Here is a 14,935-nt window from a genome sequence, read left to right on the forward strand (position 1 = left end):
CGCTACTTCTTCATCAGCTTCAGCCACTTCTCGCTGGTCGCGAGGGCCTTGAGCTGGTCGAGGGAGAGCGCGGGCTCCGCGCGCGTGGCGGGCTCGTGCTGGACGCCGGTGTTGAACGCGGACACGACGACCCGGTAGCCGCCGGGGCGGATCGTGTCGACGGTCCACATGACGACGCCCTCGCCGCCCTTCTCCCCCGGCTGCTGTCGGACGGTGACCTTGGTGCCGTCGGGCAGCGTCTCGTACGCGCCCTCCGGGAACAGCTCGCCCTCGACGTCGCGCATGTCGGGCTGGGCGTTGACCTGGACGAGGCTCTTGCCCTCGCCGTCGTCGACGACGGCGTACGCGTACTCGTCCTGGCCGCCCTTGTCGGAGACGGTGAGCTCCTTGGGCAGCAGGGAGAGCAGCGTGGGCCGCACGGCCGCGCCGTTGAACGCGGCCGTCGCGGAGCCGTCACGCCCCGGCGCCTGCCCGGACTTCCCCGGGGAGCCGGACGCGCCGTCCTCGGGCTTCCCTTCCTCCTGGTGCCGGACGGCCTCCAGGACGGGCGCCCACGCCGTGTGGGTGACGATCCGCTTCATCTCGGCGGGCGGGAACGGCGGGTCGGTGCGGGAGACGGCGGCGCCCTTCTGCGCGGGCGCGTTCCACGTGTTGAGGTCGAGGACCAGGCCGTCATCGCTCTGGAGGGTGGCCCGCCAGTTCTTCGTGTCCTCGCGGCGGTCCGGGTACTCGTAGCCCTGGTAGATCATCAGCCGGCCGCCGGGCAGGTCCTCCGTGGTGCAGGCGTCGTACGCGTTGAGCGCCTTGTCCGGGCACTGGGTGAAGCCCTCGTCGCCGGGGGACGCGTGGAAGAAGCCGATGCTCACGGCCGCCTTGCCCTGGCCGTCGTCGTAGACGCCGCTCGCCATCGGCCCGAACGGGTCGGCGGTTCCGCGGGCCTGGGCGTCCTCCAGCCGTCCTTCCGCGGGGAGCAGCCCACGGAAGATCCCGAGCAGCGCGTCGGCGTCGACGGGCGCCGCGGAGGGCTTCCCCGCGACGGCGGGCGGCGCCGCGGCGACCGAGGCGGGTTCCGCCCCGCCGCCGAGGGTGTCCGTCGCGTACGCGCCCCCGACCCCGACCAGGGCGAGCGCCAGCACGCTCCCGGTGACCGTTCCGACCCGGCGGCGCACCACGCGGCGCCGCCCGCGCGCCAGTCCCCCGGCCACCAGGCCGTCCCCGTCGTCCGCCGTGAACCCGTCGCCGGTGCGGCGCAGGGCGAGGGCGAATTCGCCCTCGAAGTTCTCTTCGGCAGGCATGTCGAATCTCCATCCAGTCCGTGGTCCGTGGTCTACGTGGCTGTGCGTCGAACGGGTCAGCGGGCGGCGTACTCGGCGATGCCGCCGCCGAGCCGCTCCCGGAGCCGCGCCAGCGCGCGCACCGACCGGGTGCGCACGGCGGCGGAGCTGACCTGCATGGCGCGGGCGGTCTCCTCGATGCTGCGGTCCTCCCAGTAGCGCAGCACGATCACCGCGCGGTCCTTGGGGGCCAGCTCGGCGAGGGCGCCGAGCAGCGCGACCCGGAGTGCCGGGTCGTCCCCGGGGGTGCGGGCGTGGGCGCTGTCGGGCAGTTCGCCGAGCGGCCGCTCGTCGGCCGAGCGGCGCCGCCGGTGGCTCAGGAAGGCGCGGACGAGGACGGTCTGGGCGTACCCGGCCGGGTTGTCGATCCGGGCCGCCGCCCGGCCCATCAGGCCGGTGCGCCCCCACAGCGCGTACATCCGGCCCAGCGTCTCCTGCACCAGGTCCTCGGCGAGGTGGGTGTCCCCGCTGGTGAGCAGGCAGGCCGACCGGAAGAGGTGCCCGGACCGTGCGGCGGCGAACTCCAGGAACTCGTCCGTACGGGACCTTCTCATGCCCTCCCCTTCGCACCGCTGTCCTCGTTCACCCCACTGACGCGGTGGCCCCCCGGGAATGTTTCACGTCTCCACAGGAACGTTTCGGCACGCTCCCCGCGCGCACGGCGAGGGGCCCCGCGTCCGCCACGGCGGACACGGGGCCCCTCCCCACCCTCACCGGTGGGAGCTCCGTCAGTTCTCGTTCTCCGCGACGGGAGCACCGTTCTCGGAGAGGACGTCCTCCAGGAGCTCCGCGAAGGGGCTGTCGCCCTTGACCGCGGTGGAGTTCTCCGTGCACTGCTGGTCCTGCGTGTCCTTGAGGAGGTCCTGGATGCCGATGTTGAGCAGAAGGTTCTGGACGTCGGCCTGGCCCGGCAGGGCGATGCACGGCTCGTTGAGCGAGTTCTGGATGAGCCCGATCTGCGGGCTCATGTACCCGTCCGAGTCCATGTTGTAGATGTGCTCGGAGATGCCGTAGTTCTTCACGTTCGTGTTGTCGTCACCGACGGCGGAGGCCATCGGAGCCCCCACGCCGAGGGTGAGAGCGGCAACGCCGACCGTAGTCACAGCCTTCTTGATCATTATGCGATCCTTCTCGTCGAGACCCGGTCTTGGGTCGCCCTGTTCAACCCCATTGCGCCATCCGGGTTGCGCTGGATCACCCGAAAGGTGCTGTCGCCGGGAAAGCCGAGTATCCGAATTGACGGCAGTACGACAGTACGAGCGGAACACGGTTTCGAACGGCCGCATCCCGGGCGTCCCGCGCGCCCGGGGTGTCTGGTTCGCCCCCGGCGGGGTACGCGTGCCCCATGGACGCTCTCATCACGTACAGCGCGGAATTCGCCGCGAAGGATCACATCGTCGGGATCGGTCCGCTGGTGGCGGGCATCCTCCTCGTCGGCTTCCTCATCGGCGCGTTCTGGCTGGGCCGGCGGATCTGGTCCAGGGAGCCGGCGCCCCCGACCCCCGAGGAGCAGCCGCACCGGCCGCCGGACGCCGGGCTGCCGGGCGAGGTGGAGGGCCACCGGAGGCCCGCCGAGGTGCCGAAGAGCGAACGGCGGATGATGCCGTACGAGCTGAAGCACGAGAACACCGAGCCGGACACGTCCCCCCTGTCGGACGACGACCGCAAGTGGCGCGGGGCGCCCAGCGGCGGCTTCGGCAGCGGGGGGCCCACGACGGGTAGCTGACCCCGCACCGGCCGCGGGGGGGGGGGGGGCGGCCCCCCCCCCCCCGGGCCGCGCCCCCCCCCCCCCCCCAACCCCCCGCCCCCCCCCGGGCCCCGGCCCCCCCGCGGGGGGGCCCCCCCGGGGGGCCCCCCGGCGGCGGGGCGGTCGGTCCCGTACGGCCGGGCCGTGGTCAGAGGACGCGGCCCGGGAACGGCACGGGTGCCGTCCCTAGAGCGAGAGGTCCGGCAGCTGCGGGGTGGCGCAGGAGGACGATCCGCAGGAGCAGGAACTGCCTCCGTTGGAGGCGCCGCCCTCGGGGAGCGCGACGGTGTCGCGCATCGAGGTCACGGTGAGTTCGCCCAGGTCCAGGTCCGCGAGGTCGAAGCCCGCGAGACCGGTGGTGTCGGACATGGATGTCTCCTTGGTCTGCCGGTGGCGGTGGACGGGGAGGTGCGCCCGCGTCGGTCAGCCCGCGGCGAGCGGGGTCTCCGGCTGCGGCTGGGCGCAGGACGACGAGCCCTGGCAGGAGCAGGACCCCCACGACGCGCCGCCCTCGGGGAGGGCGGCGGTGTCGCGCATGGACGTGACGGTCAAGTCGCTGAGGTCCAGCTCCAGGTCCTGGAGGTCGAAGCCGGGGGTGGAGGTGTTGTCGGACATGCGGAGCTCCTTCTGTGAGGGTGGGAACCGGAAGGCACCGAACGGACGGTGCCGGATGGAGCCCTGCGGTCCGCGGAAAGCACGCCCCTCCGGCGGGAACTGCAGGAGGGACGCCCGCAACCGCAAGTGATCAAGCATGTGCGGTCCGACTATATGGCCGCTGTCGGGCGCTCCAAGAACCTTCACAAGCCCCTTGATGATTTGGCCGGTTCGATGCCCTGGCTCATAAGCGGCGGATGCGTATTCAAGCCACCCAGAGAAGCCGAACTGGCCGCTCCAGGCCTTGCAGGGCAAGGCGTTCATCCCCATGTCACCACCCTCGACGGCCATGGACGCGACACCTCCGGATACAGCCACCGAGTGAGGGGCCTGTGAAGACCCCTCGTGCGCCGGCGGGGTGGTCAATTGAGCCGCGACGGGCCGGAATCCACCGATCCGCCACATCGGCCCGCGAACGGGCCCGGTACCTCGACCGCCGACCGCCGCAGCCCTTCGAGAACAGCGCTTACCGGTGGTCCCGTGCTTCCCGGAGGTTGCTCCGCACACGGGCCACGGACAGGTGCCGGAGGCGATTTCGAGACAGCGCGCGAGAGCGGCCTCACGGGCGTCCGCGTCACCGACGGCACCCCGGGAGGGGACCGCCCCGTGAACGGACGGCGGAAGGCGGCGCGCGATGCCCGGCTCGGTGGGTGCCGCCGGGACGGTGAGCGAACCCGATCCCGTTCCGACCGACCCGACGGAACTCCGCTTGCGACTGCCCCCGCACCCGGTTTGGGCCATCCCCGCTCGGCCATGGGCACCGGGCGCCGCGCCACCTCGCGTCCGGGGGTGGGCCGACCGCTGCCGTATCCCGGGGGCCGTCGCGTGGAGGCGCCTCGCCGACTCGCCTTGACGGGGACTTCGCGACGGGCCCGGCCCGTCCGGGCCTCCTATGGCGGCGCATCGGTGGGCTGTCGACGGCACTCGGGGGAGGGGCCCTCCCCGGCGGAGGCGGACGTCGCCATCGGCGCCGAGCGGACCGTGTCGGTGGGCCCGACGGCCGTACGAGCCCACCACCCCCACCGGATCACGCTGCCGTCCGACCGGGTCGGCCCCAGCCGGCTGTTGACTGGCGAGCGAGGGGTTTCAGGCGGTGGTGCGGTTGCCTTGGCGTGCGGCGAGCGCGGCGTCGGCGCTGGGGTAGACGGGCAGGAAGGTGTCCATCCCGGTGACGCTGAGCAGGCGGCCTAGCCGGTCCGGGATGGCCGCCAGGGTCAGGGAGCCGTCGACGTCCTTGGCGCAGCGCCAGATGCCGACGAGGGCGCCCAGCCCTGAGGAGTCGCAGAAGGTGACGCCCGCCAGGTCGGCGACCAGGTCGGGGTGGCCGTTCGCGATGAGTTCCAGGGCGCGGGCCCGCACGGCGGAGGCGGTGGCGATGTCGAACTCACCGGACAGTGCGATCACGGCCAGGGTGCCGTCGGTGTGCGGGACGTCGATGTGGAATGCGTCGGTCATGGGCGTTGGTTCTCCTGCCCGACGGAGGTGTCGGCGGTCGGGGCGGCGGCGCTGTGGGCGGTGGTGGTGATGCCCGCGGGAGCGGCATCGGGGGTGGGGACGGACAGGGCCAGCAGTGCCACGTCGTCGCGTTCGGTGTCGGGGAGGGTGTCCAGGAGCGCGACGGTGTCGTCGATCAGGCAGCCGGCACTGACCGGCGCCGGCCGCTGGGTCAGAAAGTCGATCAGGCCCGTGTCGGCGAGCATGCGGCCATCGGCGGTGCGGGCCTCGGTCAGCCCGTCAGTGTACAGCAGCAATCCCTGGCCGGGTGCCAGGTGCAGGGTACGTGAGGCGAAGGCGGCTTCGGCGAACGCGCCGACCAGCATGCCGCCCTTGGCACGGACCGCCTCCACCCGCACGCCGCCGCCCTCGATGGGGCTCAGGTGGTAGGCGGGCGGGTGGCCGCCGGTGGCCAGCGTGACCGTGAAACCGCCGTCCCGGGCCGGATCGAGCAGGCCGAAGACGGCGGTGCAGAAGCGGGTGCCGACTGCCGCGTCCAGCAGCAGCGCGGCGTTCAGGGCCTTGAGCGCGGCCGTGGGCTCGGCGTCGACGAGGGCTGCGGCCCGCAGCGTGTAGCGGGTCAGTGAGGTGACCGAGGCTGCTTCGGCGCCCTTGCCGCACACATCGCCCAGGAAGAACGCCCACCGGCCCCCGCCGACGGGGAAGACGTCGTAGAAGTCACCGCCCACTTCCTGCGGGGAGGCCGTCTTGTAGTGGCAGGCCAACTCCAGCCCCGGTACCGCGGGCAGTGCCGGGGGCACCAGGGTGCGCTGCAGGGTGGAGGCGAACGCGGCGATGGCCGCCTTGTCCCGCTCCGCGCGCTGTCGGGCCTCTTCCTCCGCCTGGCGCTTGTCCTGCTCGACCTTGCGACGCTCCTGCTCGGCGCGCACCACGCGCAACGCCGACAGCCGCAGCTCCAGCTGGTCACGCACTACCGCGGCCAGGTCCGCGAGCGTGGCCGAATCCGCCTCGCTGATCTCGCGGGGGCGGGTGTCCAGGACGTTGACCGTGCCCAGCCGGTACCCGTCGGCGGTGATGATCGGAGCGGCGGCGTAGAACCGCACCCCCATCGGGCCGGCGACCAGCGGATTGGAGCAGGCGACCGGATCGAGCAGGGTGTCGGGGATGACAGTGGTGTCATCCGTCAGGACCGCCGAGGCGCACAGCCCCGGATCCCGGCCGATCTCGGTGACACCCTCCAAGCCGTGCGTGGCCTTGAACCAGATCCGGTCCTCGTCCACGATCGTCACCGTCGCCACCGGCACCTCGAACAGGCGCGCGGCCAGCGCCGCGACCCGGTCGTAGGCGCCGTCCGGCGGAGTGTCGAGAATGTCGTAACGGCGCACCGCCGCCATCCGCGCCGCCTCGACCGACGCGGCCAGAGGTTCCTTCGGTGCTATCGCAGGCGGGCTCGCTTGCTCCGGCATGTTCCTCGTCTCGTCATCCCCCCAGGAAGGCACCGACCAGACAGTCAGCACCCCGAAACCCTACCGAACGCCCCAGCGTCACCGCTCAGGAGACGTCACCGAGCGGCCGGTCCAGAAGTTGCGGAAGAAGCCCGTGACCCACGGACGTACGCGCTCGCGGTCAGCCAATGTCACAGTGCCCACGTACTCCCCCACGATGTCGTTCCGGCCGGTGGACTCCACTCGGTGGAGTGGATGCCGGACACCGTCGGTGCGCACCACCGCACCGGGTGCGCACCACCGGGTGCGCTCAGTGGCCGGCCCCCCGGCCGCGGAAGCGTCGACGGGCGCAGCAATCGGAGAGGCCGGTGTGTCGGCGGGCGAGCCGGGAGCGGATCGAGGGCGGGTCGGCCGACGCGGAGGGCAAGAGCGCCGGGTGCCCGCCGTTATGGCTCGACGCGCCGGTCATGGACCGGGCGAGCCGCGGCACGGCGGCACCCAGCCGGCACACCGCGGGGGACCTGCCAGGTCCCCCGCCGGCGAAGCACGCCGCGCCCGCCGGCCTTGGGCTGGAGCAGGCGGTGTGGGGCAACGGTGAATCCGGACGCCGTCGGCTCCCCGGCACTGCTGCCGGGGAGCCGACGGCGTCGGCGTGAGGTCAGCGCTCCGCCGTACCGTCGCTTCCGTAGGAACGGCGCACCGCGTCGGCACCCTTGTCGGTCTGGGCGTCGTACTTGTCACCCGTACGCTCGTCGACCGCCCGTTCGGCGCTGGCCACGCCCTTGTCGGCCTGGTCCGGGTGGCCCTTCGCCATCTCCTTGGCCTTGTTCGCCATGTCTCCCAGCTTGCCCATGGGTACCTCCCGTAGGTAGCGCGTGCGTCGTACCCGACCGCAGGTACCCTTCAGATCCCGCTTGTCACCCCCCGATCCCCAGCAGGAAGACTCCGGCCGTACCGCGATGCCGGCGTCGAGGACCCGGCAGGCACAGGCGAGGAGCGTTTGCCCGGGCGCAGGCCCGGCGGCACGGCGGCACGGCACGACGTCAACGGCCGGCGGACACGGCGCGCGGCCGGAACCAGTCCCGCCATCGCAGGCTACGGGTGGGCACTCCACAGCAGAAGTGACGGCACCGTCAACGCGTGAAAGGCTGACCGGCATGATCACGAAGGCCGACGGACGATATCGAGAGCTGTTCCTTCGAAACGGTCTGCGGGCGGCAGACGTGGTGCTCGCCCACCGTGAGGCGCTTGGTGTCCTACGAGATGACATCGAGACCGCCCACCTCGACGCCCACAGCGACACAGCCTGGCCCGTGGAGGCGATACCCGCCTACGAGCGGGCGCTGTCGATGGCCCGAACCAGGACGGACGCGGGCACCCGCTCAAAGGGGGACGATCTGATGGGAATCGACATCGACGTCCGAGACGACATGCAGTTCGACGTGCTCCAGACCCTGGCGCCCTTCACCATTCACGCCGAGGCATGGCGGCGAAACCGCGTAATCTTCAGCGCCGGCGACACAGGCACAGCCCTGTGGATCGCCGTCACGGCACCACAAGAAGCACAGCTCCTGGCACGCCTCGACGCCGCGGGCGTCCCACCAACCGCATTCACGACACACCCCCACAGATGACCACACCGCCCCATCCCGTGGACATGCAGGCAGAACGAAGCAGCCGTCCCAGCGGGACGGCGGCCAGCAGCGCCGAGGCAACCGGCCAGGCAGGCCCTGGACCAGGGCACGGTCGAGGCATCGGACACCAAACGGAACCGTGAGGCAGGCGCGGCGGACCCGCGACCGGACCGCGGTAGGCGGGCCGACGAGTACTACCGGACCGGGCAACGCACCAGGACCGGGGCCGATCGCGGCCGCAGCGGCGGGAGCGGGGATCGAGTGGCGGCGCCAAGCCGACCGGGACCGGGACACGGCACAGCGGCGAACGGCCGGGACGGCGCAGGCGGCCAACTCGATCCGGACAAGACGGCCCGGCGACGCCAGGCGGTCACGCGGTCGGACGGTGACCGGCGGGTCGGTGACGTGGGCCAGACTGGGCAGCACGACGGCGTCGGGGCGCCGAATAACTGGGGCGGACACCGGGCCGACCCGCGGCCAGGACGGCGAAGCGGCGCGGCGGCAGGGTCATACGGCGATCGACGGTGTACGGCCGGACACCGCCCCCCGGCGGCGGGACGTGGCGGCGCTGCTGTACGGCAGCGCGGCCGGAACCCGGCCAAGCGCGTCGAAGCTGAACGGCGCGGCGTCGGAGGCCGGGACGGCGCCGTACGGAGCGGCCAGCAGGACGGCGTCGCCAGCGACCACAGGGCGGCGCCCGACGACGGCGACGCGGCGAGACGGTAGGGCCCGTACGGATGAGCTCCGGCGGCCGGAAGGAGGCCAAGGAACGGGCAGGGCGATGGTAGGCCGGGACGGCGGCGCCGTACGGAGCGGCTGGCGGGACGACGACGGCGTCAGCACCGGGACTGTACAGCGGCCAACCGGGAGGCGGAGGCCGATGGGTGAGCGCCGGCGGCCGGACACCGCCCTCCGCAGCGGCACAGCGGCGCCTGCGACGGGCCGGACGACGGTCGACGACTGGCCGGAGCCGCGATCGACGGTGCGGCCGGGGCCCTGCCGCAGGCGGCCGGGAGGCGGAGGCCGTACAGACGAGCGCTGGCGCCCGGGACGAAGCGGTGACGGGGACGCCGGGACGGCGGCCGACGACGGGGAGACCAGGCAACGGAGCGACGGAGCGGGACACCGTACGGGAGTCGACGGCGGTAGTGGTCGACGGGCGAGCGCCGGTGGCCTGGACGGTCGGACACCCCCGGCGACAGCCGACGACGGGGCGGCGGGACGGCGCCGAAGCGACGGTCGACGACGGCGACGGGCGGCGCGGCGACAGGCGGCGCGGCGACAGGATGACGGGGCCGTGCGGCACCCAGTCGGAAGGCGGAGGCCGTACGGGCAAGCACCGGCAACAAGGCGCGGCGGCAGGACGGCGAGCGCCCGCGTCGACGGCGGTACGACGCGGGGGCCGGACACCGCGCGCGGCGGCCGGACACGACGGCGCCGTACGGCGGCCGACGGCAGGGCCGCAAGGCCGAGCGCTGGCGGCCGGGACGGAGCCGAAGAACGAGGAGCACGGCCCGAAGTACAAGGAACAGGACGCGGCCAGGAACACTGCCCCGGGCGACGGTCAGCGGCGGGCCGGCACCGGGCTGGCACCGGGCCAAGGGGCGGCGACGGGCTCGCCGGCCGCGGGGACGCCGACGGGCGCGGCAGCCGGAGAGGCGGGCTCGGTCAGCAAGGAATCAGGCTGGACGATCGCTCATGAGCGTCAGGCGCTGGCCGTACACCGCTTGGCCTCGTTCTTTCCTGACGGTCTGCCGACGGACTGCCGACGGACTACGGAGCAGATCTGCCGCATGTGGGCGATTCAACGCATGGGTTCTGTGTGCTTCCGTGCGCCCCGTCGTGTGGCTTCACTGCTCGGCGGTTCCGGGGAAGTAGTGGAGGCAGCGATCGGCCGGGCCGACCCGGCGGCACCACCCCGCCCGGCGGGCCCCACGGAGGCGAGGAGTTGGACATGGGCAATCCATCGGCCCGGGATGTCGGCGAATGGTACGACCGCTTTGGGGGCCTGTATGGCCTGACCATGGGCGACAGCATGCATCTTGGCATGTGGACCGACGGCGTACGGGCGCAGACGGGGGAGCTGACAGCCGACGAGATGTGGGAGGAGCTCACCAGGGCTCAGGACTCCTGGACCGACAGCCTCATCAGCGAGGTCGGACTGCTGCCGGGACAGCGGATGCTGGATGTCGGCTGCGGCACGGGCCGGCCCACTGTACGGATCGGTGCCGAGTCGGGCGCGAGCGTGCTCGGTGTGACGGTCAGCACCGCTCAGGTCCGGGCCGGACGCGACCGCGCCTCGAAGGCGGGACTGTCCGACCGCGTCGCCTTCGAACAGGCGGACGCCATGGCCCTGCCCCAGGAGTCCGAGACCTTCGACGCCGCGTGGGCCATCGAGTCGTTCGCGCACTTCTCCGACCGCCCCGCGGCGATCCGCGAGGTTCGGCGGGTGCTGCGGCCCGGCGGCCGCTTCGTCCTCGCGGACTGCTACGAAGCCGAGCCCTTCACTCCCGCGGAAGTCCAACTCTTCCAGGCCGCGTTCGCCCTCTCCCGCCTTCCCGCCGGTCCCGAGGACTACTCCCGCATGCTCGACGAAGCCGGCTTCACCATCCACCACACCCGTGACATGACTCGAGAGTTCAAGCCCACCTACGACCTCATCCCACGCCTGTTCGCCGCAAGGCGCGCCCAGATCACCGAGCTGGTGGGCACCGACGCGATGGCGCGGCTCGACACCCTCTACCCGCGCGTCCTGACCCTGTGCCGGAACAAAATGGGATACATCATGGTCAACGCTGTGAAGACCCCCTGACGGCGGCCAAGCCCGTCCCGACTCCTGGCCAGGCACAGCTGGGCGAGGGTGAGCAGGACCTCGCCACGGAGGTCCGCGCCGGCCTTCGCCGCGCTGGTCTTCGCCGTGGCGGCCTTCCGGGCCCGGGACACAACGGCCTCGAACTGGATGACCGTGCTGAGGCGCGGAACGGCCTGCCAGGTTTCCACATCGGTGCAGGTAGCCAACAGCAGGCCTTCAGGTCGGCCTTACGGTAGTCGAAGTCCCTGTCCACCGTGCCCTCACCGACCTCCCGGTCGTAGGACACGATGTCGTCGTGCAGGCTGACTTTGCCGTCTGCCGGACTCATCAGTACTCAGCCCGAGAACGTGACGCGAGCATCCTCCCGCTTCCACCTGATCTCCTGCCGGGCTGATGCCGCTTCTGCCCACAGGAAGCCCGCCGCACCAGGGCGCGTGGCAGTGGCACGATACTGCCGACATGCCCGGGGCGTCCGGGGCGAGTTCAGCGCCCCAGGCTCTCGGCGATGGCGGTGTCGAGCAGGTTCGGCCGGCCAGGAAGGCCGAGTCCGGCTGCGGGGCCGGGGTCGAGGTGGAGGTCGTGCAGCAGGAGGTCAGGGAGGTGAGCGAGCGTGAGGCCCGACTGATGGCCGGTGAGGGATTCGAGGCTGCCTGCCAGGTGCAGGGCCGTCCTTAATACGGCAGAAGGCAGGCGGCGCACGGGGCGCGCCCTGTGCACGGCTGAGGCGACACGAGCAATCATGTCCTGCCAGGAGAGGTTGTCCTCCACCACCGGGAGGTCCTCTCCCGAGGCGTGCTCCAGCGCCGTGACCGCCACCTCGGCGACGTGCCGCGCGCTGGTCACGGCGGTGCTGCCGTCCGGCGCGTACAGGGGCCACCGCGACCGCGCCCATGACTCCAGCGGGCGGCACCAGTCCGGGCGCCTGCCGATGGCCGCGCCGAAGACGAACGGCACCTCCAGCACTGCAACTGGCAGGTTCGGCCCGGCTGCCGCCCGTCCTTCCTGTGCTTGCTCGACGCGGCTGCGGATGTAGGGGTGCCGGATCGCGAGGTGCCACGTCGGGTGGTGACGGTGGATGCAGGTGAAGTACGAGCCGATAACGGCCGCCCGGGTGAGTCCCTCCTGGCGGGCCGCCGTCAGCAACGCGACGACCGGCTCGACGTTGGCCCGGCGCAGCGTGGGGTAGGCGGGCCTGCGCAGCGGACGGCGATCGTCCAGGCCGGCCGCGAACACCACGCCGTCATGGCCCGCCAGCACCTCGCGCCAGTCGCCGACCGAGGCGGCGGAGACGTCGAGGGCGTGGTCGATTCCGGGCCGGTCGGTGCGTGCCAGGGCGGTTGTCACGTGGCCCCGCCGCTGGAGTTGAGTCACTGTGTGCTGCCCGAGCAGTCCGCTCGCGCCGACAACGAGAATCTTCACCCGTCGAACCCTTCCACCGCCTCGTCCCGGCTGCAAGAACGCCGCGTGCCGCCGCCCCCCCCTGCTCGGACTGGGAGGCTGGTTGGCGTTCCACCGGGCCGACGGCCGGCCTGCGGCCGTGAAGGGAGAACGACGGATGTCTCAGTGGGCGGCACGCGGCACACCCCACCAGAGCGGGCGCACCGCCGTGGTGACCGGTGCGAACAGCGGGCTGGGGTCTCGACCGCCCTCGAACTCGCCAGGCATGGTGCCCGCGTGGTGCTGGCCTGCCGCGACCTGAGGCGCGGCGAGGGGGCGGGACGGCTGGCCGCCCCCCTCGGCCGCGTGGGTCGGCGGCTGGCGACAGGGCGAGGTGGGCGGACACCGCGTACAACGACGGCAAAACCGTACGACGACTGACGACGGCGGGTCGGAGCCGCAGTCGACGATGCGGCCGAGGCCCTGTCACGGTAGGTCGAAAGGCGGAGGCCGTACAGACGAGGGTCGACGACGGTGGTGGTCGACGGGCGAGCGCCGACGGCCCAGGGCGGCAGCGGGCCGGGACCGCCGGACCGCGGCATGTCGCCCAGGCCTGCGATCGGGTGCTCGACGAACCGCGCCCACCACCGGTCCCCCGCATGCGGTGTCGAGCCGAGTCGAGCGGCGACATCCTTGTTCGACGCACCCGCCGCGCAGGTCAGGATGATTCGGCACCGCAGGGCCCACGCCTGCGACGTGGAGCGGCGCCGCACCCACTCCTCCAGCGCACCCCGCTCCTCATCCGGACAGGACCAACTCGGCCTTCGACCGCCCAGTACGCGCCACCCCGCAGCCCTGCACATCTGAACAGAATTCCTGACTCAGAAGACCAGGTGGTTGATCCTTTCCCGTGCCCCCAGAATGGGATGCCATGGCCAATGCATCACTCTCAGGGTTTCTACGGTTCGTCCTGCATGCCGACTCCTTCACCACCTCCTCGGTCGGGGTGATCACGCTGAGCGTGGTTCTGCTCACGCTCGTCTCCACCGACACCGTCGCGGGTCTCATCGCCGCGGTGGTGCTCTTCACAGCCTGGGTCGCTATCGGCTGGACCGGTCGCAGGCATCAACGGCGGAGCGCAGGAGGAGAGAGCCAGCGAAGCGGCGCGGCAGCGGGCTGAGCAGGCGACGAAGGACAGGTCGTTACGGTTGGACGTGCCGGTCACCACCCGGCAAGAGCGGACCGTCCGGCCCGGCACCACGACCGTTGACGACGAAGCGGAGGGGACGCTCGACGGGCTCCGCCAAGCAAGACCGGTACCACCCGGACCAGGCCGGAACGGCAGGCGGCACGGCGGCCAGGACGGCAACCAGTCTCGACGCAGAGCACCGAGAAGGGCCTCAACCGGGCCACCGGGGTGCCGAACGGAGCGGCGCGGCCCCGGCCATGGCCCGCGGTCGACTTGACGGCGAGCGCCAGCCGTTACGGCTGGGCGTGCCGATCGTGGGCCGGACGGCCACCGGGGCGCCGAGCGGTCCCGTATCGGCGGCACCGGAACCGGCCACCGCCAACGACAGGCGGGCCGACAGGTTCCCGGGGCACGGCGGCGCAACCGGCGACATCCGTCTGCCGCCTGGCACCGGGCCAAGGGGCGGTGACGGGCCTGCCGGCCGCGGAAACGCCGACGGGCGCAGCAATCGGAGAGACTCGTGTGTCGGCGGGCGAGCCGGGACCATCCGGAGACCGTTATGCGCCTGGGCATCCTCGGCATCGTGCCGACGCTTCGAAACGTGGGGGGTGCTTCGAAACGTGGGGGTCCTGCACGGCACGGCGTCCTCAACTGCCCGTTTATTCCGCGTATACCCGTGCATGCCACGGTGTTCCCGGCCTCAAGCCCCACCAGCGGACGGAGTACGCGTGACCACGGCAGCCGCTTACGACAACCGGGCGATCCTGAAGTACCGAATCTCCTTCACCGCGGGCCCCGACCTCGAAGGAACGATCGAGCGCATGTCGGGCACCACCGTGGTCGGGAGCACCTACTACCACGGACTGCCCGAGCCCAAGGGCAAGTTCGCGGGCCAGTACCGACACGACAAGGATCCGGAGAGGCAGACCGTCAACCTCCTAGCCAACGCGGTCTTCGAGCGGCTCGGCTGCAACGACGACCAGTACCTGGCCGAGATCCTGACACAGGTCACCGGGGGCAGTATCGCGCTCTACTCCGATAAGGGCCCCTGCCACTCCTGCCGGGCGGTCCTCAAGCAGTTCCTGCAGGACTACCCGATGATCACCTCCTGCGTGGTGACCTACCGCAAGACGGACGGACGAGGCCGGCCGATCCAGGCCCTCGAACCCGCCGGAGGCGACCTCTACGGCTCCTACGGCTACGAGGACGCCGTGGAGGTCAACGGCAACTGGTGCAAGGTGCTGCGCTGACGCCGCCGGCCGACGAACCGGAGCGTTCGACGGCGCGG

15 protein-coding genes and 1 pseudogene are annotated in these 14,935 nt (G+C 72.1%); 6 read left to right on the forward strand and 10 right to left on the reverse strand.

Going from position 1 to position 14,935, the window contains the following annotated elements; translation table 11 throughout:
* Window positions 1–2: 2 nt before the first annotated feature.
* The 3 genes from RND61_RS02475 to RND61_RS02485 form a co-directional block, all read right to left on the reverse strand.
* A complete protein-coding gene (locus tag RND61_RS02475) occupies window positions 3–1,295 on the reverse strand; it encodes a hypothetical protein (protein WP_315875957.1) in 1,293 nt (430 codons plus the stop codon).
* A 56-nt stretch (window positions 1,296–1,351) separates the two neighbouring features.
* Window positions 1,352–1,888 (reverse strand): SigE family RNA polymerase sigma factor, encoded by a 537-nt coding sequence (locus RND61_RS02480; RefSeq protein ID WP_315875958.1) that lies wholly within the window; start codon window positions 1,886–1,888, stop codon window positions 1,352–1,354.
* A 174-nt stretch (window positions 1,889–2,062) separates the two neighbouring features.
* A complete protein-coding gene (locus RND61_RS02485) occupies window positions 2,063–2,452 on the reverse strand; it encodes a rodlin (RefSeq protein ID WP_315875959.1) in 390 nt (129 codons plus the stop codon).
* 227 nt (window positions 2,453–2,679) lie between these two features.
* Here RND61_RS02485 and RND61_RS02490 point away from each other — a divergent pair, with 227 nt between their 5' ends.
* A complete protein-coding gene (locus RND61_RS02490) occupies window positions 2,680–3,060 on the forward strand; it encodes a DUF6479 family protein (protein WP_315875960.1) in 381 nt (126 codons plus the stop codon).
* A gap of 207 nt (window positions 3,061–3,267) precedes the next feature.
* Here RND61_RS02490 and RND61_RS02495 read toward each other — a convergent pair whose 3' ends face one another.
* The 5 genes from RND61_RS02495 to RND61_RS02515 form a co-directional block, all read right to left on the reverse strand.
* Window positions 3,268–3,450 carry a thiazolylpeptide-type bacteriocin gene (locus RND61_RS02495; RefSeq protein ID WP_315875961.1) on the reverse strand — a complete coding sequence of 61 codons (183 nt, stop codon included), beginning with the start codon at window positions 3,448–3,450 and terminating at the stop codon, window positions 3,268–3,270.
* A 54-nt stretch (window positions 3,451–3,504) separates the two neighbouring features.
* Window positions 3,505–3,696, reverse strand: a complete 192-nt coding sequence (locus RND61_RS02500; RefSeq protein WP_315875962.1) for a thiazolylpeptide-type bacteriocin — start codon at window positions 3,694–3,696, stop codon at window positions 3,505–3,507.
* Window positions 3,697–4,821: 1,125 nt separating this feature from the next.
* Window positions 4,822–5,190 carry an STAS domain-containing protein gene (locus tag RND61_RS02505; protein ID WP_315875963.1) on the reverse strand — a complete coding sequence of 123 codons (369 nt, stop codon included), beginning with the start codon at window positions 5,188–5,190 and terminating at the stop codon, window positions 4,822–4,824.
* Window positions 5,187–6,656, reverse strand: coding sequence for a PP2C family protein-serine/threonine phosphatase (locus tag RND61_RS02510; RefSeq protein WP_315875964.1), 1,470 nt, complete (start codon window positions 6,654–6,656; stop codon window positions 5,187–5,189). The genes RND61_RS02505 and RND61_RS02510 overlap by 4 nt, the downstream gene beginning before the upstream one ends.
* 637 nt (window positions 6,657–7,293) lie before the next feature.
* Window positions 7,294–7,488, reverse strand: coding sequence for an antitoxin (locus RND61_RS02515; protein WP_315875965.1), 195 nt, complete (start codon window positions 7,486–7,488; stop codon window positions 7,294–7,296).
* A gap of 304 nt (window positions 7,489–7,792) precedes the next feature.
* Here RND61_RS02515 and RND61_RS02520 point away from each other — a divergent pair, with 304 nt between their 5' ends.
* Window positions 7,793–8,269, forward strand: coding sequence for a hypothetical protein (locus RND61_RS02520; protein ID WP_315875966.1), 477 nt, complete (start codon window positions 7,793–7,795; stop codon window positions 8,267–8,269).
* Window positions 8,270–8,776: 507 nt separating this feature from the next.
* Here RND61_RS02520 and RND61_RS02525 read toward each other — a convergent pair.
* Window positions 8,777–8,956: a hypothetical protein gene (locus tag RND61_RS02525; protein ID WP_315875967.1), complete on the reverse strand. Its 180-nt coding sequence runs from the start codon at window positions 8,954–8,956 to the stop codon at window positions 8,777–8,779.
* Between the two features lie 1,336 nt (window positions 8,957–10,292).
* On the opposite strand from RND61_RS02525, the gene RND61_RS02530 reads away from it, so the two are divergent.
* Window positions 10,293–11,081 (forward strand): methyltransferase domain-containing protein, encoded by a 789-nt coding sequence (locus RND61_RS02530; protein WP_315875968.1) that lies wholly within the window; start codon window positions 10,293–10,295, stop codon window positions 11,079–11,081.
* Window positions 11,082–11,564: 483 nt separating this feature from the next.
* On the opposite strand, the gene RND61_RS02535 is transcribed toward RND61_RS02530, so the two are convergent.
* The gene (locus tag RND61_RS02535) at window positions 11,565–12,500 is read right to left on the reverse strand and encodes an NAD(P)H-binding protein (RefSeq protein ID WP_315875969.1); all 936 of its coding nucleotides are present in this window, start codon (window positions 12,498–12,500) and stop codon (window positions 11,565–11,567) included.
* 136 nt (window positions 12,501–12,636) lie between these two features.
* Between RND61_RS02535 and RND61_RS02540 the strand changes: the two are divergent.
* From RND61_RS02540 to RND61_RS02550, 3 genes and pseudogenes are all read left to right on the forward strand, one after another.
* A pseudogene (locus RND61_RS02540) lies at window positions 12,637–12,803 on the forward strand (SDR family NAD(P)-dependent oxidoreductase); the annotation flags it as partial.
* Window positions 12,804–13,389: 586 nt separating this feature from the next.
* The gene (locus RND61_RS02545; protein WP_315875970.1) at window positions 13,390–13,638 is read left to right on the forward strand and encodes a hypothetical protein; all 249 of its coding nucleotides are present in this window, start codon (window positions 13,390–13,392) and stop codon (window positions 13,636–13,638) included.
* Window positions 13,639–14,375: 737 nt separating this feature from the next.
* Window positions 14,376–14,897 (forward strand): deaminase domain-containing protein, encoded by a 522-nt coding sequence (locus tag RND61_RS02550; RefSeq protein WP_315875971.1) that lies wholly within the window; start codon window positions 14,376–14,378, stop codon window positions 14,895–14,897.
* The last annotated feature ends 38 nt before the right edge of the window (window positions 14,898–14,935 follow it).

This window comes from Streptomyces tamarix (genome assembly GCF_032423885.1).
Classification (GTDB): domain Bacteria; phylum Actinomycetota; class Actinomycetes; order Streptomycetales; family Streptomycetaceae; genus Streptomyces; species Streptomyces tamarix.